This is a genomic window from Pseudoalteromonas sp. ASV78, from assembly GCF_047806705.1.
GTDB lineage: Bacteria > Pseudomonadota > Gammaproteobacteria > Enterobacterales > Alteromonadaceae > Pseudoalteromonas > Pseudoalteromonas prydzensis_A.
Window position 1 is genome coordinate 1050471 of the sequence record NZ_JBLOPA010000001.1, and the last position, 19156, is coordinate 1069626.

General features: G+C 42.1%; 17 protein-coding genes. 3 read left to right on the plus strand and 14 right to left on the minus strand.

Translation table 11 applies throughout. The features are described from left to right. Window positions 1-5: 5 nt before the first annotated feature. The 8 genes from ACMVDV_RS04805 to ACMVDV_RS04840 form a co-directional block, all read right to left on the minus strand. Window positions 6-1022 (minus strand): efflux RND transporter periplasmic adaptor subunit, encoded by a 1017-nt coding sequence (locus tag ACMVDV_RS04805; protein WP_416157376.1) that lies wholly within the window; start codon window positions 1020-1022, stop codon window positions 6-8. 929 nt (window positions 1023-1951) lie between these two features. Next, window positions 1952-2566 (minus strand): DNA-3-methyladenine glycosylase I, encoded by a 615-nt coding sequence (locus tag ACMVDV_RS04810; RefSeq protein WP_416157377.1) that lies wholly within the window; start codon window positions 2564-2566, stop codon window positions 1952-1954. Window positions 2567-2577: 11 nt separating this feature from the next. Continuing rightward, window positions 2578-2868: a YciI family protein gene (locus ACMVDV_RS04815; protein WP_416157378.1), complete on the minus strand. Its 291-nt coding sequence runs from the start codon at window positions 2866-2868 to the stop codon at window positions 2578-2580. Then, window positions 2868-3461: a TetR/AcrR family transcriptional regulator gene (locus ACMVDV_RS04820; protein ID WP_416157379.1), complete on the minus strand. Its 594-nt coding sequence runs from the start codon at window positions 3459-3461 to the stop codon at window positions 2868-2870. The genes ACMVDV_RS04815 and ACMVDV_RS04820 overlap by 1 nt, the downstream gene beginning before the upstream one ends. A gap of 580 nt (window positions 3462-4041) precedes the next feature. Continuing rightward, a complete protein-coding gene (locus tag ACMVDV_RS04825) occupies window positions 4042-4497 on the minus strand; it encodes a hypothetical protein (protein WP_416157380.1) in 456 nt (151 codons plus the stop codon). A 418-nt stretch (window positions 4498-4915) separates the two neighbouring features. Then, complete coding sequence (locus ACMVDV_RS04830) at window positions 4916-6124, minus strand: ABC transporter permease subunit (RefSeq protein ID WP_416159052.1); 1209 nt, start codon at window positions 6122-6124, stop codon at window positions 4916-4918. After that, window positions 6117-6905 carry an ATP-binding cassette domain-containing protein gene (locus ACMVDV_RS04835; protein WP_416157381.1) on the minus strand — a complete coding sequence of 263 codons (789 nt, stop codon included), beginning with the start codon at window positions 6903-6905 and terminating at the stop codon, window positions 6117-6119. Before ACMVDV_RS04835 ends, ACMVDV_RS04830 begins: the two co-directional genes overlap by 8 nt. Beyond that, window positions 6902-7711 carry a DUF3025 domain-containing protein gene (locus tag ACMVDV_RS04840; RefSeq protein ID WP_416157382.1) on the minus strand — a complete coding sequence of 270 codons (810 nt, stop codon included), beginning with the start codon at window positions 7709-7711 and terminating at the stop codon, window positions 6902-6904. The genes ACMVDV_RS04835 and ACMVDV_RS04840 overlap by 4 nt, the downstream gene beginning before the upstream one ends. A 108-nt stretch (window positions 7712-7819) precedes the next feature. On the opposite strand from ACMVDV_RS04840, the gene ACMVDV_RS04845 reads away from it, so the two are divergent. Next, window positions 7820-9445, plus strand: a complete 1626-nt coding sequence (locus ACMVDV_RS04845) for a M28 family metallopeptidase (RefSeq protein ID WP_416157383.1) — start codon at window positions 7820-7822, stop codon at window positions 9443-9445. A gap of 69 nt (window positions 9446-9514) precedes the next feature. Further along, complete coding sequence (locus tag ACMVDV_RS04850; protein WP_416157384.1) at window positions 9515-10687, plus strand: putative manganese transporter; 1173 nt, start codon at window positions 9515-9517, stop codon at window positions 10685-10687. A gap of 56 nt (window positions 10688-10743) precedes the next feature. Here ACMVDV_RS04850 and ACMVDV_RS04855 read toward each other — a convergent pair whose 3' ends face one another. The 6 genes from ACMVDV_RS04855 to seqA all read right to left on the minus strand — a co-directional run bounded on the left by ACMVDV_RS04855 (window position 10744) and on the right by seqA (window position 18161). Next, window positions 10744-12339 carry a dihydrolipoyllysine-residue acetyltransferase gene (locus ACMVDV_RS04855; RefSeq protein ID WP_416157385.1) on the minus strand — a complete coding sequence of 532 codons (1596 nt, stop codon included), beginning with the start codon at window positions 12337-12339 and terminating at the stop codon, window positions 10744-10746. A gap of 8 nt (window positions 12340-12347) precedes the next feature. Continuing rightward, window positions 12348-13325: an alpha-ketoacid dehydrogenase subunit beta gene (locus ACMVDV_RS04860; protein WP_304181968.1), complete on the minus strand. Its 978-nt coding sequence runs from the start codon at window positions 13323-13325 to the stop codon at window positions 12348-12350. Then, on the minus strand, window positions 13325-14539 hold the full coding sequence (locus tag ACMVDV_RS04865; RefSeq protein ID WP_416157386.1) for a thiamine pyrophosphate-dependent dehydrogenase E1 component subunit alpha: 1215 nt from the start codon (window positions 14537-14539) through the stop codon (window positions 13325-13327). The genes ACMVDV_RS04860 and ACMVDV_RS04865 overlap by 1 nt, the downstream gene beginning before the upstream one ends. A gap of 260 nt (window positions 14540-14799) precedes the next feature. Then, window positions 14800-15852: a succinylglutamate desuccinylase gene (gene astE / locus ACMVDV_RS04870; protein WP_416157387.1), complete on the minus strand. Its 1053-nt coding sequence runs from the start codon at window positions 15850-15852 to the stop codon at window positions 14800-14802. A gap of 73 nt (window positions 15853-15925) precedes the next feature. After that, entirely contained in the window at window positions 15926-17563 is a 1638-nt protein-coding gene (pgm, locus tag ACMVDV_RS04875; protein ID WP_416157388.1) for a phosphoglucomutase (alpha-D-glucose-1,6-bisphosphate-dependent), read from the minus strand. Between the two features lie 10 nt (window positions 17564-17573). Next, complete coding sequence (seqA, locus tag ACMVDV_RS04880) at window positions 17574-18161, minus strand: replication initiation negative regulator SeqA (protein WP_416157389.1); 588 nt, start codon at window positions 18159-18161, stop codon at window positions 17574-17576. Window positions 18162-18301: 140 nt separating this feature from the next. Between seqA and ACMVDV_RS04885 the strand changes: the two genes are divergently transcribed. Next, a complete protein-coding gene (locus ACMVDV_RS04885; RefSeq protein ID WP_304181957.1) occupies window positions 18302-19066 on the plus strand; it encodes an alpha/beta fold hydrolase in 765 nt (254 codons plus the stop codon). Window positions 19067-19156: the final 90 nt, after the last annotated feature.

Consider the following 19156-nt stretch of genomic DNA (forward strand, 5'->3'; position numbering starts at 1 on the left):
TACAACTACTCCTGCACGTTTGCAAGCGGTTGCACAAACTCAAGTGCTTGCGCTGGACGAAGCCGTTGCACGCCTTCTACCACCAAAATATCGTCTTCCAATAAGGGGCCTGACACCAATAAACGCCCAGCTAAACGTTGCTGAATTTTTACATCAACGCGCGTGGCTTTTTGCTCAACACTTTTCCATACATACGGACCCGTCGCCCCCCAAAGCAATGCCGCTTCTGGCACAGCGGCATAACGTTCACCTTGTATTTCTATATGTACTCGAAAACTCATACCCGGTAAAAATTGTGCGTTTTCATTATCTAATTTTGCTTTGACCCGCAGCGTACGTGTTTGTGGGTCAATGCGTGAATCAAGATAAGCAACTTTGGCATTGATAGCATCACTTCCTTGCCACGGCATTACAGTCACATTACCACTGTTTCTGAGCATGCTAATTGCTGACTCTGGGGCATTAAAATTAATATATAACGAACGGGTATCATCAATGCTTGCTATGGCAGTTTGCGTGGTGATGCGATCGCCTACCTCCACATCAGTCAACCCCATAGTGCCACTAAACGGTGCGCGGACTTGGCGATCTTGTAGTTCAGTTTCAGCTTTGGTGACTGCGACTTTTGCCAACTCGTACACAGTTTTTGCATCGTCTAAGTCACTTTGCGGTACCGCACCTTTAGCATGGCTTTGTTGTAACCGTGTTTGGATACGTTCGCTATCAGCGAGCTTTATCTTCGCTTCGTTTAATGCCGCTGTTTGTCTGCGTGAATCAAGTTCTAATAGCACAGCACCAGCCGTTACTTGATCACCGGGTTTAAAATGTACCGCAGTTACCTTATCACCCACTGCAGGGTAAAGGATAACGGAGCGAATAGCTTCTGCATTACCAACAGCTTGCACTTGCTCATTGGCATGTTCCATCGCAACGTACTCTACGAGTACATTAGCAGCAAATGCCGAAGGTATAACCGCAGCGCAGGTAAAATAAACACAGCTTACAAGAACGCGAAATTTCAAAAGATCACCTAATTAATTATTATTTCCATTATGATACGCAGTGTATCAGTCTTTTGATCAATAAAAAGTCTAGTTCGATTAACTAGCAAAACAATACGTTGAAATGACTTAGCAGTGGCAAGATTAAAAGATAATTGAAGGTGTTGTACCGAGTGCTGAGCGTTACACTTATTATTAGGTGAACATTATTAGGTAGATAAGCCTTAACTTGAACTGTCAGATCTGAGTAACAGGACGCAAGCAAGTCCGACAGCCACAGATGTGCTAATACTAAGCGCGCAAAGCTTCGCTCACTCCCTTCTCTTTGTGCAAAAAAAATTTAGTGAATTATTCACAAAGAGGTTAAGAGACGCTGCAAATACTGCCAAAAGGCTTTCAACGTACTCGTAACTGTGGATTTTTACATGGCAATGCAAAACGGACACTTCAGCGTATTCAGCTTTTGCTTAAGATGCAGCTACCGCCGTTAATAAATACAGTAAAAGCGCCCGTGTGCTGCCCGCACTGCAAAGCGCACATGACGTTGTATCTCGCGCGTATTGGCCGTCATATTATTGGGCAAAATCACATTAACGAGCTGACGATATAAAACACGGATGTGCTCTTATTCTAAGGAGCAGGAGTCAACGTAACAGCAAAAGCTGATGCGTAAATTCACCCTATAAAAGAGAGGTAAATACGCAAAAAACAGGTAAGTAATAACATGGCGAATAAGTAGACTGTGTTATTTGTTTTAAGGTTTTTTATAAACATTGTTTAAAGCGATACGCAGCCTTAGCCAGACTCGGCCTGAAAAAACACAATCAAGCCGTCCACCAAAGCGCCTATCAATTTATTTACTATAAATAAGTGTCAACATCAGCAACGGGCTTGTCCAACAATAGGATTAAGTTGCGGCTTCGCGCAACCTATCCTTATTTATTAGGGCATTATACGCGCCCTGGACGCCTGAAGTGACTGCGTGCCTGTTTGACTTTTGCCCTGAACACACATCCCTCAGAATGATCATTTATAAGGCCCATTGCCTGCATAAAGGCATAGACGGTTGTGGGGCCAACGAATTTCCAACCCTGCTTTTTCAGAGCCTTCGATAGTGCAATGGACTCCTTTGAAGTTGATGCTGTCTGTGGCTCAGGCAAACTATCCTCATCTGGTTCGAATCGCCAGAAGTAAGAGGCCAGTGACCCTTCCTGCGCCACAAGCTCTATCGCCTTTTTTGCATTGTTGATCACAGCTTCTATCTTTCCGCGATGCCTGACAATGCCTTCATTCTTCAATAATCGCTCAATATCAGAATCATTGTATTTCGCCACTCTATTGAAATCGAAGTTGGCAAAGGCAGCACGGAAATTCTCTCGTTTGGCTAGAATTGTTCGCCAACTCAGGCCGGATTGAAAGCTTTCGAGGCACAGTTTTTCAAACAACCTGATATCGTCATCAACTGGATAGCCCCACTCATTATCGTGGTATTCAAAGAACTCAGGAGCAGCCGAACACCAGCTGCAACGCAATTCTCCGTCAGGGCCTTGAACAGTAGAGTTCATCGCTCACTCCCTCACTTGGCCAGAAGAAAGTCCAGACGCTCATCTGCTTTTTTTGGCTCAATTTCAAGTATTTCTGCCGTAACGACATTCTCGGCCACAAATGGGTCTTGATTAACTCGGCTCTCAAGAGCTTCTCTTGACTCACCATGAGCAAGAACAGAACCTCCAAGACCGGGTTGAAGACTACCAACTACCAAGAAAACCTTATCCTCAAACCCCCGCCTGATCCACTGATTATGACCTTCCATAAAATCACTGGCCTGATCCTTATTTTCTGAGAACCGCAAAAGAACGACAAACATTAAAGCACCTCCGATTGATTGTTGGTTGCAGTTGTAAAAGAGGATAACCAGTCGTCCAGACGGTTTACCTCACTGTGAATGAATTTCTCATCCTGGAATGCACTAGAAAGTGTCGCTACTCCTTGACTGAAAGCGAGTAGGTGCATTGCCAACTCATCGGCGTCATCAGAACAGCCAAGTTGCTCGAATTGTCGGCGCAACCAAGTTCTAAATAACGTAAACAACTCGTTTGCGTGGCTTCTTGCGGGGTGATCCAGCTTGGCAAGTTCCGTACAGAGCGTCCCTACCGGACAGCCATAACGCTTAATTTTGGCGCGATTCATTACCAGAATATTGATGAAACTACGGATACGATCAGCTGGCGTGTCGCCTTCTAGCTCCCAGTTATCGAGCATTGAATTCGTTCGAACAAGACGATGACTGATTACGGCATCCAGGATTTCGTCCTTGATCTTGAAGTGGTAGTAGAAATTTCCTCGGGAAATGCCTAGAGCTTCCGCAATCTGCGCGAAAGATGTGTGCTCAAATCCCTGCTCATAGAACAGTTGATCTGCCTTATCGACAATGCGATCCCTTGTTAGCTTATTGACCACCAAAGCGCCTCCCAACAAATATTCAAACCTATAGGACAATCGTCCTATTTTTAACCTTAGGACAACTGACCTAATGTGTCAAGAGGTAACTACGGGAAGGTTGATAGACTGAGTGCTCTGGCGCCCTAACGAGGCTGTAGAATAACTCGTTTTTAATTTATTTTTATTGATGTATTAACCATAGCTGAGTTGCTATTTTGATTCAATCGGTTACTTCGATTTTACGTAAAATATAAAAAGAGGATTTGCTGTTGCCTTAATTGGCGTTTTGCAAGGCATTACAAGTCTTTGAGTGGCTTATTTTAGTTGATGGGCAAGAATTTATTCTGACAGGATAAGTCAGGCTTGACTCCTTACCCAACGAAAGAGCGATACCGATTTACCATTGGTGAATAATATTTATTAGATCACAGTAACTAACTCGGTTTAAGGTTAAAAAAATCAAGTCAAATGTGTAGAGCAAGTTCCTAAAAAGAGTAATCCTACAATCTCAGCGCCCAGCGCATTTTGTGTTAATGTTTGAGCGACAGCGATTAACACAAAAAGTGCGTAGCGTTAGCTGTCGCTCTACCGCTGCTTGTTAGCAATTTGACAATGGCTTGGTTTCCATATACTCCTCAAAAATTGCCAAATTACCATTGACCTGCCTTTGCAGAATCATGTAGTAACCGGTGTCCATATAGCACTTTCTTTCAGAGTACCTGTTTGCTTTTACTTTGTAACCGCCTTCAACTTCTGAAATCTTTATATCTGAAAATGTGCTTTTATCATTTTGCAGTTTTGCTAAAGGCATAACCTTCTGAATAAACTGCTTCCATTGGGCGCCAGTAAACTCCATATTCCTTTCCAGGCCATGTGGATACACCCTATATGCATGAATTTTTGCACTGTCATTGTATAGCTCTGCCACCATCAGATCGAAGTTATCTCCCAACCGAGTATAGTTTTGAAAGAAATTTTGCGGATCGCTTTCAGCTCGCACTACAGCCGTAAATAATATTACGAGAACACTTAAAATTCCTACTTTGTACTTCATTATTTTCTCTAGATTGCTAACATTTTAGTATTTATGCGACGCGTAGTTTGTGTTGCATAATCGCTTGTTGGACTGAGGCGCTACCTGCTCGGTGTGTCAGAGTTGGTGTTGTTTATGCTATGGACTTTACCTATAGAGAAAGGCTTTTTATGACCTAAGCTATAGCAAGCCAATTTCATTGGCGTGCCTATCGTTCTTAGCTATCCCTGCGTTACTCAGCGTTTATTATCTGTCCATTAAACCTAATGTTTAACAGTTAAGCAAGGCTGCTAACTCGTTCGCGCTATTTTATTTGCCGCCACATCTGAATCACTGTATAGGTAACTTACAACGATATTTCTCACGCTTGTTAAAATAAAAATGGCGGATATGCCGCCATTTTAAATTAATTAGTTTTGAGTCTGCTATTTTAGCCTGCTTACCTAAACAGTACTGCTTCTTTATTAAACCATTTAACACAAAATGCCAGTAATGCACCGGCAACAATCACTGTGGCTAAGAAGATCAAACCTAGCAAGGTGTAATCAATGGTGCCTTTAATAATTTCTTTTATTGCAAGTGCCACATTAGTAACGGGAATAAACGCTGTTTTGGCATTCAGCTCTACGTTAGGCAATAGTGCAACGATAATGGGAAAGATAACCCCCATGCTCAACGGGGTCATGTAGTTTTGTGCTTCTTTAAAGGTACGTGCATAAATAGAAATGGCTAAAGCAAGTGATGAGAATATTGCAGCAACGGGAAGTAAGATAATAAAGATTAACGCAAGATCTAACACTCGTAACGAGCTAAACGCAGTTTTAACAACAGCTAAGTCAACAAAAGTGATCGCTATACTGATCCAAATCCCCATACTCAGTACTGTGATTGTGGTGGTCGCGATTGATGCTGCAAGTAAGGTAATAAACTTACCTAATACCAGTTGTGTACGGGTGATCGGTGTGAGTAATAGCGTTTCTAAAGTGCCGCGCTCTTTTTCACCAGCACCTAAATCGATTGCCGGATAGGTTGCGCCCATTAACACCAAGGGAATAAGCAGATAAGGAATAAAACCCCCTATTTTCTCGCCTAAATTCTCTCGTTTATCAGCAGTATCAACTTTAACAACCTTTATTGGTGCAATGATTGCCTGCTGCTGTTGCTCACTAATACCGTAGCTAAGTAGTTTCTCAATACGCAGATCATCACCAAATTCTTCGGCCAATTCTTTTACTCGGTCAAACAAAAAGTTAATTGCTTTGGCATCGTTGTAAACCACTTGCCACTGGCTTTGCTTTGCTTCGTCTAGGGTTTGTTTGGCATCCGAGGGTAAATAAATCCCCATATCTATAGTACCAGCTCTTACTGCCTCGGTGAGCTCTGCAACGGTGGTAAAAGTCTGCTCGCCTTTATAGAGTTCAAAACTTTTATGGTAAAACACTTTATCAGTAAACGACTGCGCATACTGGCCATTAATAATGGCATAGGTATTTACTTTTTGTTCTGCTTCAAGTGCTGCTTGAGAGCTTATAAACGCCATAACGGCGAATAACAGTGGAAAGATAGCAACTGGCAATGCGACGATAAAAATCAAGGTTTTCTTATCGCGTAACAGCTCTTTTATTTCCTTTTTAAATACTTCAAACATCATTTTTCTCCGTTAGAATGTTCATAAATGCTTGATTTAATTCGTCGCTCTTGCCTACTTTTTTAAATTCCTCAAGACTGCCATCAAAACAACTGCTCCCTTCGTTTATCACCGCAACACGGTCACACAGTAATGCTACTTCATCTAAATGATGGGTTGAAAATATTACTGGGGTACCTTGTGCTTTTAATCCTTTGATAAAGTTGATCACCGTTTGGGTGGTCATGATATCTAGCCCCGTGGTTGGTTCATCAAGTACAACCACAGCAGGATGGTGGACAACGGCTCGGGCAATATTGGCTTTTTGCTTCATTCCAGTTGAGAGGTTTTCTGCACGTTTATCAATAAAGCTATGCATATCGAGTAAGTCAAATAACTCATCGCAGCGAGACTTAATAGCCGCCTTGCTCATACCGTGCAGTTTAGCAAAGTATTCAATGTTCTCTTTAACCGTTAAACGACCATATAACCCGGTACTACCCGATAAAAAACCAATGGATTTACGACCAAATAGTGGGTTTTTAATAATGTCTTCACCAGCAATGTGAATGCTGCCCGCATCCGGTTTTAAGGCTGTTGAGATCATTCTTAAGGTGGTGGTTTTACCTGCTCCGTTTGGCCCGAGTAAGCCTAGCACTTCACCTTGCGCGCAATGAAAGCTGACATCTGTAACTGAATGAAAGTAATCTTTATCTTCGCGGGGATCGATTTTATCAAGGTTATTTTTTTTATGATCTTTGGTCAGCTTAAATTTCTTTTTAAGCCCTGCTACTACTATCATTTTCGTGTCCTTCGTTTCGGTCTAAAGTAATCCGTATTACTATAGAATTCGGGGTTATTATTATCATACCAGCCCGGTACGCCTAACAGCGGTAACGGTGACAGCTGGCTGTTGTCCCTTAAACAGTTATCAACGCTAATCATCTCATAAAGGGTTTGATCAATATACTGATACTGCTGGGTTAAATCTTTACAAAATATGTCACTCGGTACTTTTACAAATAATGCTTTACCCGTTAAACCAATATACGGTTTTGTCAGCATTTCGTAATTGGCATGGCCAAACATAAACGGCGCAATGGTTTTACCCCACAATGCCCTTTGTGTAATAAATGCTTCTTGCCATTGGTGATTTTTAAGTAGCTGCGGCCAAACATCATCACACACCGCAAGCACCACCCCACACTCATCAAATAAGGTGAGTGCATTACGGTGTTTAGAGCGTTGCTTGGTGCCATGCAGGGTGATCTCTTCAACATGCCGTTGGTTGATCAATGCTTTGGTTTTAGGAAATAAACACCAGATCAGCCCACCAAATAGGTCATGCCAATTTTGCTGGCGGGTAGGCACTTTACCGGTATCAAAAATGATTTGCTCATAGTAGCGCTCTTCCTCACTAAAGCTGGCATCGTCAACAAAGCTAATTGCTTGCTGATTAGCGTTTTTAGCGTCAAGGAAAGATGAAAACCATGCACACGCTGGCCAGTCAGTTAAACTATTCAAAGAAAATAATCTATTTAAGTGGTCAAATGCGCCATTTTCTAAGCTGGCGCTATGCCATTGTTCATGAGGAGTAAAACGCTTCATTAGTATCTTTAGCTTTACAGAAATTTTAGGGGGAGTTTACCGCAAAAACTGGTTCTATTTAATAGAAGTTCTTATACTCAGCCCACTTAAAACAAAAAAAGAGCGACTATGAAACGTTATTTTTCTCTGACACTCCTTGCAACTGCGGTACTTGCAGGATGTGCAACAACAAGTCTTACCTCTGATGATGTTAGCAAAGGTTATAATTCAATCAATGCCGAACAACTCGCTGAGCATGTAAAAGTACTTGCCTCGGATGAATTTGGTGGCCGTGCTCCTTCTTCTAAAGGTGAAGAGCTGACGCTGGCATACCTGACAACTGAATTTAAAAAGCTGGGTTTTCAACCCGGCAACGGCGATAGCTTTTTACAAGAAGTTCCGTTAGTTTCGCTAGAAGCGGATCCAGATATGGTACTTAATATTGGTGGTAAAGCTTACCAATATAAAAAAGACATGGTAATGGGCAGCAGCCGTATTAGTGAACAACAAAGCATTAAAGATTCTGAATTAGTGTTTGTTGGTTATGGTGTTAATGCACCTGAATACAACTGGAATGATTATGCCGGTTTAGATGTCACAGGCAAAACGGTCGTTATGCTGGTTAACGATCCTGGTTTTGCGACTAAAGATCCTGCGCTATTTACTGGCGATGCAATGACCTACTACGGTCGCTGGACCTACAAATACGAAGAAGCTAGCCGTCAAGGTGCAGCAGGTGCCATTATTATTCATGAGACAGCCCCAGCATCATACCCTTGGTCTGTTGTAGAAAACTCATGGAGCGGTGAGCAGTTCGGTTTTCAAAAAGAAAACAACAACATGGACAGGGTTACAGTTGAAGGTTGGGTAACCGCAGACGTTGCCAAAGAACTTTTCACTAAAGCAGGTTTAGATTTTGAGACTGCAAAAGCCAATGCAGCTAAAGGTGCTTACCATGTTGATATGGGTGATTTAACGGCGTCAGTTGCGGTTAAAAACACCATTAAAAAGTCTATTTCGTATAATTTCATCGCCACTTTACCTGGTAGCGAGAAAGCCGATGAACATATTATTTACTCGGCTCACTGGGATCATTTAGGCACGGATAAGAACCGTAAAGGTGACCAGATATACAATGGTGCACATGATAACGCGACAGGCACAGCGGGACTAATCGAAGTAGCAGAGGCCTTTGCAAGCTTACCGAAACACCCTAGCCGCTCGATGACCTTTTTAGCTGTTACAGCTGAAGAGCAAGGGTTATTAGGTTCTAAATATTATGCTGCTAACCCGGTGATCCCAGCAAATAAAACAGTTGCTAATATCAATATGGACAGCCTAAATTTATTAGGCAAAGTAAAAGATATCAGCGTGGTGGGGCTTGGTAAATCTGAAATGGACTCGCTATTAGCTGTGGCAGCAAAAGCACAAGGGCGCACAGTATCTGGCGATCCTAAGCCATCATCAGGGGGTTACTACCGCTCTGATCACTTTGCGTTTGCCAACATGGGCATTCCAGCTATGTATGCTGGCGGCGGCAGTGAAGCATTAGATGAAGAAACGGCTAATTACCGTAAACGCATGAGCTTAGTGCTACGCGGCTGTTACCACCAGCCATGTGATAGATACCGCGATGAGTGGGATTTATCCGGCGCAGTGCAAGACTTGCAATTATTTTACCAAGTAGGTTTTGATATTTCAGAGCAAGCTCAGTGGCCAACCTGGAATAAAAATTCTGAATTCCAACGAAAATAATGCAAATGATATTGATTTTCATTTAATTTAATTTTAAAGTGCAACTTAGATAATTTTTAGGTTGCACTTATGTTCCCTCTCTCACTAGCCAAAATAAGTTTTCCAACTTCCACGCATTTTATTATCAGTAATAAGCGGCTGTTACTGCCACTGCTGTTACTGCTGTGTTTAGCTTATACACCAATGAGATCACTCACATTAGCAGCAATGAGCGATGCGTTTTTTCAAGTTAGTGTGTTTGTAGCGGCTACTTTGTTTATTTATTACTACGCCATCGATCGCCTGCCACAATTGGAAATGGGCTATTTAAGTCAAAAATCACCACTATTGGAGGTAAGCTTTGCCTCATTACTCGGTGCACTACCGGGCTGTGGGGGCGCAATAATAGTGGTAACACAATTTACCAAAGGACAAGCCAGCTTTGGCTCTGTTGTTGCAGTGTTAACTGCGACTATGGGTGACGCGGCATTTTTATTGTTAGCAACCAAACCCCTTGAAGGGCTACTGATCATGATCATTGGCCTGAGCGTTGGCATCATCAGTGGCAGCTTAGTTAATGCCCTGCATAAAGCTGATCACCTTCGGCCAGCAAAGAATAACGACACAGATGACTGCTGTAACCAACCAAGTAAAGCACTCATAATTAGTAAGTCGATTTGGCAAGTGGTTTTAATACCCAGCATCATTATTGCTGTACTGATCGCCCTTAATATTGATTTCAGCAGTTTAGATGCCGCGCTGGCAGACTCCATTACGCTGTTTGGCGCTTGTATGGCGTTAATAGCTGTCGCAACGTGGGCATTGTCATCTAAAGGGCAAAGCTACCAAGACGTTGCCTCTGAGGAAGAGACAATTACGCCGCCTTCAAAACTTTATAAAGTATTACAGGATACCCATTTTGTCACTGCTTGGGTGGTTGCGTCATTTATGCTGTTTGAAATATTAATCACTTTTGCAGGCGTGGATTTAAAAGCCTGGTTTGCTGATTATGCCTATTTAGCACCTTTAATTGCTGTGTTAATTGGTTTTTTACCTGGCTGTGGCCCGCAAATAGTTGTCACCACACTTTATATTCAAGGGATCATTCCTTTTAGTGCCTTAGCTGCTAATGCAATATCAAATGATGGCGATGCGCTTTTCCCAGCAATAGCGATGGCGCCGTGCGCTGCATTGGTCGCGACTATTTATTCAGCGCTGCCAGCAATACTTGTTGGCTATGGCTTGTATTTTTATGGCGTTTAAATTATGAATATAAAAAACCAGCACTAGGCTGGTTTTAATATAGCTAAAAGTTAGGCTTAACTCATTGCCATCATCATTTTGGCTGGGTTTTCTAAATACGATTTCCACAAGTTATTAAAACGTGCAATCGTGCCGCCATCAATCACCCGATGATCACCAGACCAACTAACTTGCATAATAGCTTTACTCACAACCTGACCTTGCTCATCAAAACGCGGTAAATGCTGTAACTTACCTAATGCAACAATTGCCACTTCTGGCTTATTGATGATCGGTGTTGCGATCGTGCCACCGATTGCGCCAATATTAGAAATACTAATAGTACCGGCTTTTAAGTCATCCGGTGTTACGCGCCCTTCTCTTGCCGCATCCGTTAGTCGCGTCACTTCATTGGCAATATCAACAATACTTTTCAGTTGGCATTGTTTGACATTAGGCACTAATAAACCAATTTTTGAATCAACCGCCATACCAATATTGTGATCAGCAAAATAACTAAGCTCAGTACACTCATCATTTACTTTTGAATTTAATACTGGGAACTCTTTCATCGCAAGCGATAAGGCCTTGATGAAGAACGGCATCATGGTTAATTTAACGCCCTGTTGCTGATACTGCTCTTTCAATTCAGTACGCAGTGCAATAAGTGTGGTTAAATCAATTTCGTCACAAAATGTAAAATGCGGAATTGTACTCACAGACGCAATCATTTGCTTAGCCATCGCAGCTTTAATGCCTTTAATTGGCTCAACACGTGTACCACTTGTGGTGTTATTGGCAGCGTTTGCAACAGCAGTGTTAGCTTGCAATGGCGAGGTATCAATACTGTTTGGCACTTCACCTTTTACAAACCGTGCAATGTCTTCTTTGTAAATACGGCCATTTTTACCACTGCCTGGTACTGCGGTTAAATCAACATCGAGTTCGCGTGCTTTGCGTCGAACCGCTGGTGATGCAACCGCTTTTTGATTAACTTGTGCTGTCACTTGTGCATTGCTGGTGGTGCTACAAACCGCTTGCTCACGAACAGCAGCTTTAGGCTCAACTGCTTTTGTTTGCGCTTTAACGAGTGCATCACTGACATCAACTTTAGCTGAGTGTGTTCCTGCAATCGACATTTGAAAAAGTGGCCTGTGTACCTGAGCAACATCCCCTTTTGCATAGTAAAGCTTGACCACAGTGCCGGTGTATTTGGCAGGAATTTGCACCAAGGCTTTATCTGTCATTACATCACAAACAGCTTGATCTTCTTCAATAACATCGCCTTCACTGACTAGCCATTCCACAATTTCACACTCGACAATTCCTTCACCGATGTCTGGCAAGATAAAATCTTCAAGTAGCTCGGTGCTGTTGCTGGTAGTCGCGGCCTCGCTAGATGCTACTGGTTGCTCTGGCTCTGCGCTCACTTCACCTGCAATGTCCATTGCAAATAGCGGTGCGTGAACTAATGCAATATCGCCTTTCGCGTAATATAGTTTGCTGATCACACCATCATGTACCGCGGGAATTTGCACTAATGCTTTATCTGTCATTACATCACAAATCGGTTGATCTTCAGTAACCTTGTCACCTTCAGCTACCAACCATTCAACCACTTCGCATTCAACAATGCCTTCACCGATATCCGGTAAAATAAAATCTTTTGCCATGCTAACTCCTAAAATTCAACCGATTGCTTAATTGCAGCAAGTACTTTTAATGCATCCGGTACATATTCTTTTTCAAGTGCTAATGGATACGGAGTATCTAAGCCGCAGACGCGTAAAATAGGGGATTCTAAATGCAAGAAACATTGTTGCTGAATTGTCGCCGCGATTTCAGCACCAAAACCGTTGGTAATTGGCGCTTCATGACTGACAATTAAGCGTCCTGTTTTCGTTACAGACTGGGCAATGGTTTCCATATCCCATGGCAAAATACTGCGTAGGTCAATCACTTCACAGCTAATACCTTGCTCACTGGCACGTTTTGCAGCATCTTCGATGATTTCCATCTGCGCGCCCCACGCGAGTAGTGTCACATCAGTCCCTTCACTAACGACTTCTGCTTTACCCAGTTCAATGCTGTAATCTTCTTCAGGTACTTCACCGGTAGAGGCACGATATAAGCGTTTAGGCTCAAAGAAAATAACCGGATTATCATCTTTTATCGCGGCACGTAACAAGCCTTTTGCTTGGTACGGGTTACGCGGGACAACAATCTTAAGTCCTGGCGTATGCGCAAAATAGGCTTCAGGTGATTGTGAATGATATAAACCGCCAGCAATACCACCACCGTATGGAGTACGAATGGTCAGGTTACCAACATTAAACTCATTACCACTACGATAACGAAACTTAGCTGATTCATTCACTATTTGGTCAAACGCAGGAAAGATATAATCAGCAAATTGAATTTCAGCTAATGCCGGTGCGCCAAACGCAGCTAAACCATTGGCAAACCCCATTATACCTTGCTCAGTCAGTGGCGTGTTAAACACCCGATGCTGACCGTATTTTTCTTGTAAGCCTGATGTTGCACGGAATACCCCACCAAAAAAACCAACATCTTCGCCAAAAATACACGCTTGCGGGTGTTCGGCCATGGTTATATCAAGGGCTGAATTAATTGCATGTAACATGTTCATTTTAGCCATTACTTAATTCTCCCTGCGGTGATTGGGTAAGCATCTGGGTGTTGCTTGATGTGGGTTTTTAACTGCTCATATTGAAGTTGCAATGAAGGAATTGGCGTATCATAAACATCTGAGACCAGCTCTTCTAATGCTGGTTTTGCAATCACTTCCGCTCGTTTTAATGCAGCAAGAATGTCTTCTCGAATAGTTTCTTTCGCTTTAACGTCTTCTTCTTCATTGAGCCAGTTTTGTTTCACTAACCATTTACGGAAACGCTCAATTGGGCATGCTTGGTAATGCGCTTCTTCATCTTTAGAGCGATAGCCGCTTGGATCATCCGAGGTAGAGTGCGCGCCTAAGCGATAAGCTATCGATTCGATCAGAATAGGTTCGCCGGTTGTTGTGGTTATTTCACGGGCTTTTTTTGTTGCTGCATAAACAGCAAGTGCATCTGCACCATCAACACGAATTGTTTTAATCCCGTAGCCAACACCACGTGAGGCAATACCGTCCCCTTTAAACTGTTCATCCGCAGGCGTTGAAATCGCATAGCCGTTATTACGGGCAAAGAAGATAACCGGTGACTTATGTACCGCGGCCATATTTAAACCAGCATGGAAGTCACCTTCCGATGCCGCACCTTCGCCAAAGTAACAAATTGTAATGTTATCAATTGCTGAATTTAGCTCACCTGTTTGGCTATCAATATGTTTAATTTTCTGACCATAAGCATACCCTGTCGCTTGCGGTATTTGCGTACCCAGCGGAGAAGAAATGGTCATATAATTAAGCGCGGCGCTGCCATAATGGATAGGCATCTGGCGGCCTTTGCCTAGATCGAGTTCATTTGAAAACATTTGATTCATAAACTGATCAAGGGTGAAGCCACGATAATGCAGTGCTGCCTGCTCACGGTATTGCGCCATGATCATATCATCTTGATCAAGTGCCGCCGCTGATGCTGTTACCGCCGCCTCTTCACCCAAACATTGCATATAAAAGCTGACCCGACCTTGACGCTGGGCGGCTTGCATACGCTCATCAAGCGCACGAATAAATCGCATTGTTTCGTATAACCGCAGCGCAGTGCTTTCGTCAATATCGGGGGCTGTTGCACCGTCGTGGATATCGCCATCCTCGTTTAAAATACTCAAGGTCGGAATATTCAAGGCATGACCGTCAATAAATTCAAGATCGTGACTGATATTCAGCGATACGTTATTTGGATTACTCATAACCTACCTTCTTTCGTTGTCAAAACAGTGCAAATCGCTTGTTATTATTGGATGAATTCTGCTGGTTAAAGTTTGCAGAAATTACACTGTATTTAAATTAAATCTGCTGACACTTTACGTTAACGTAAGGTGTTATTCAACTAATCATAGACGAAACAAACTGAATTGGCGAGAGTGGCACTGGAAAGTTAACTATACAAGAATATAAAACAAATATAATCATATAGTTAACAACTTACATGAGATTTTTTAACGCTAATTTAAATAATATTATCCGTTAATTGCAGTGGAATTACGGTTAATAAGGCACGCTGACCTAAAGCAACATCGGCATTGGGAAATATAATTGCTTCTCCCTCAACATCTGCGTAGTAACAAGTGTCGCCATCCGTTGCCAGTAACTCACCTTTACTAAAACCGGTAAAGTTCTCTGCATCATCAGCGAAAGGAAACGAAAAATTTTGCGCTGTGCGATTAATTGAGCGGTGCACCGCGAACAATTCAAAATCATTTGCATTAAATTCCTTGTATGACACTTTCTTTTGGCTAATTAATGCAGATAGTGTGTCGCGAGTTTTAGCAAAGCGACTCATGTCATTTTCACCAAATGGCTTTACTTGCCCCAGCTCCACAGTAAAGGAGTCGGCATTATGGACGAATGATGAATAATAACTAAATGTAGTGGCCGCAGATTTCATCATCAAGACTGTATTTACACCACAGCTTAATAAAAATTGCAGCTGTGATTTTTTCCACGGCTTACCGTGTAAAAATGGATAGACAGCAAATTTGTCATTTTTAGAGCCACGAATGGCGGTGTGGAGATCATAATGACAACGTGCCCGCTCTACCCCACCACGGCTAAAGAAGTCACTTACATAGTCTTCTAATTTTTTAGCGCGATGGCGTTCATTGTTCATTGCAATGCCGTCTACACTATGGTGGCCGTTAAACAAGCGGTTAAGGTTTTCTGTGACAAATCGTTTGCCGATATTAATCGACTGCGGGTTGCCAAAAATAAATAGCACGCGTTGCGCCAACTGTAATTGACCAAGCAGAACCTGCTTAATTAATTGATCGCAAATTTCAATGGGTGCGGTCTCATTTCCATGAATGGCACTGGAAAGTACGATATCTTTAGTGCTCGCTGATTGCGGCTGAAACTCTATAACGCCAGTATCATGGACATTAACTTGTGTGCCGTTCGCTAACATAAACTCACTAGGAGTTAGCTGCCATTCATTAGCACGACTAAGTGTTAAAAAGTCACCCGTTTGTTTTAAATCATTGATATAGTTTGTTGTGGCTGACATTAAATCGCCTTTTTGTGTGGAGTAAATACAAAAACGGCTGATCAAGTCAGCCGTTTCTTTAACAAGTTGATGATTAACTGATCACTGAATCAACTAATTTTTTAGCTTCTTTTTCAAGTAATGCTAAATGCTCTTCACCTTTGAAAGATTCAAGGTAAATTTTATAGATATCTTCAGTCCCTGATGGACGCGCTGCAAACCAGCCATTTTCAGTGACCACTTTTAAGCCACCAATCGCTGCGTTGTTACCAGGTGCATGGGTTAGCTTTTGTAAAATTGGCTCGCCGGCTAACGTATCAGCAGTGACATCTTTGGCACTAAGAGCCTTGAGCCGATCTTTTTGTGCTGAGCTTGCTGGCGCATCAATACGCTTGTACAAAGGCGCACCAAATTCTTGTTCGAGCTCTTTATAAAGTGCTGATGGGGTTTTACCTGTAACAGCTAAAATTTCAGCGGCTAATAAGCCCATAATAAAGCCGTCTTTATCGGTATTCCAAACCGTTCCGTCAAAACGCAAGAATGATGCCCCTGCACTTTCTTCACCACCAAACGCAAGTGCGCCGGTGCTTAAACCATCAACAAACCATTTAAAGCCAACCGGTACTTCTTGCACTTGACGATTATTACGGGCGACCACTCGGTCGATCATCGCACTTGATACCAGCGTTTTGCCAATCTGTACATCTTTAGACCAATTACGATGATTTAATAAGTAATCAATCGCAACGGCTAAAAAGTGATTCGGGTTCATTAAACCATCGGGTGTAACAATACCATGGCGGTCATAATCAGGGTCGTTACCTATGCCAATATCAAAATCATCTTTAAGCGCAATGAGGTTTGCCATTGCATAAGGAGATGAGCAATCCATGCGGATTTTACCGTCTTTATCAAGCGGCATAAACGCAAAGCGCGGATCAACGTGATCATTTACGACCGTTAAGTCTAAATTAAACTTGGTTGCAATAACTGGCCAAAAATTAATACCTGAGCCGCCAAGTGGATCAATGCCAATTTTAATATTTGCTTTACTTATAGCAGCAACATCAACCACATTAATCAAGTCTTCAATATACGGGGTCATTAAATCTTGGTATTTAATAAAACCAGAGCGCGATGCTTTTGCAAAGGGAAATAACTCAACTTCAACTAGATCTTCAAGTAGTAACTGATTTGCTCTATCTTCTATCCACTTCGTTACATCGGTATCCGCTGGGCCACCATTAGGTGGGTTATATTTGAAACCGCCGTCTTCTGGTGGATTATGTGAAGGAGTAACCACAATACCATCGGCTAGTTCATGCGGGTGCAATTTGTTATGACACACAACCGCGTGGCTAATAACAGGGGTCGGGGTAAAGTCATCATTTTCTTGGGTGATCACTTGTACTTCGTTTGCCACTAATACTTCAATCGCTGAGTTATAGGCAGCTTCACTTAATGCATGAGTATCTTTGCCTAAAAAAAGCGGGCCAAAAATATTATTTTGTTTACGGTAGTCACAAATTGCTTGAGTAATGGCGAGAATATGTGATTCATTGAATTTCACATCATACGAACAACCTCGATGTCCAGAGGTACCAAAGGCAACACAATGTTCAGGATTTTGTTCTAAATCGGGCTCATTTAAGTAATAAGCCGACACTAATTTTGGTACATTTACTAAATCTGATTGTGTTGCAGGTTTTCCTGCACCGGAATGAATCGCCATTACACTTCCTTTATAAGTAGTCTCGAATTTTTTCAGCTTGTTCAGCGCTATAACCTAAGCCAAGCGCCACTTCATGCAACATCATTTTCTTACGGGTGGTATTTGAATTAGTCATTACCCAATATTCACTGTCGGTGATATTTTTTGGATTCATACTACTGCCACTGTTGACGAGTGCTTCTTTACTGGTCGCAAAATAAACACGATCACGCCCTTGCACATCCAATACTGCTGAAAAATCAGTTTTATGGGTTCTATGTAAAGCTGAGAGGATAAACAAAAAGCGCCCTACCACCCCTTTTTGCATCGCCAACTCTTCTTTATTGAGTATATTAAAAACATTCGCATGCTGTTGTGTCAATTGTGTGACTGGTGCTGGCTTTTTATTCTCTATCACCGCAGTCACTTCAGATGACTGACCGCTTGCTGCAACCTCATCTGTGTTCGCAGGAAGCGCTGGCTTTTCTGGCACGACTAAATCATTTTCGCCGTGGATATTTAACAAACGACGTAAAATAGTTGAAGCGCTTTCGCCTATACTTTGTGTATTACTTGCAATGTATTGATATAACTCGTCGTCTATGTCAATTTTTTTCATGTTATTCCTGTCGTTACGGGTCACATTTTTTCTTCCTAGCTGATTATACCCAAACCTGATTTAATTCTCTATGTTTTGCAATTTGTTATTTCACTAGGCAAACTAGACACTCTTTTTTAGCGATTTTTTTGGAAACTGTGATGCTGTTAAATTACAAACAACTAGGCCAAGGGCCGGATGTAATTTTGATCCATGGATTATTTGGTTCACTGGAGAATTTAAATGTTATTGCTAACGCGTTAGCTGAAAATTTTACCGTAACCAATATTGATCTACGTAACCATGGCCGTTCACCACACAGTGATAGTATGGATTACCCAGTAATGGCAGATGATGTACTACATTTAATGGCACATTTAGACATTAAAAAAGCGCATCTGGTTGGCCACTCAATGGGGGGCAAAGTTGCTATGCAAATTGCGCATTTAAGCCCTGAATTAGTTAACAAACTCGTTGTTTTAGATATTGCCCCGGTGGCTTATAAAAGCCGCCACGATGATATTATTGCTGCTTTAAAACTCGTTGAACAGCATGCAGTCAATGACCGCAAACAGGCTGATCAATTGATGGCACCGCTGATCCCCGAGCTAGGTGTCCGTCAGTTTTTATTAAAAAGCTATGCTAAAAATGAACAGGGTCAATTGCAATGGCGCTTCAACTTAGCGGCTTTGAGTGAAAAATATCGTAATATCCTAACAAATATTAAAGCAAATGATTCTTGTTTATGCGATACTTTATTTATCAAAGGGAACGATTCTGACTATATATTGCCTGAATACCGTGATGCTATTATGGCGCAATTTAGTAATGCAAAAGCAAAAATCATTCATGGTGCTGGTCACTGGTTACATGCTCAGAAACCACAAGCCGTTAATAAGTCAATCCGTGACTTTTTAATGGCTTAAGACAGCAAAATTTAATCATGTATTTTTGACTTAGCGCACTAAATTATTGCGATTTTATATGCTATAGTACGCGCCGTTTAATTTAAAGGT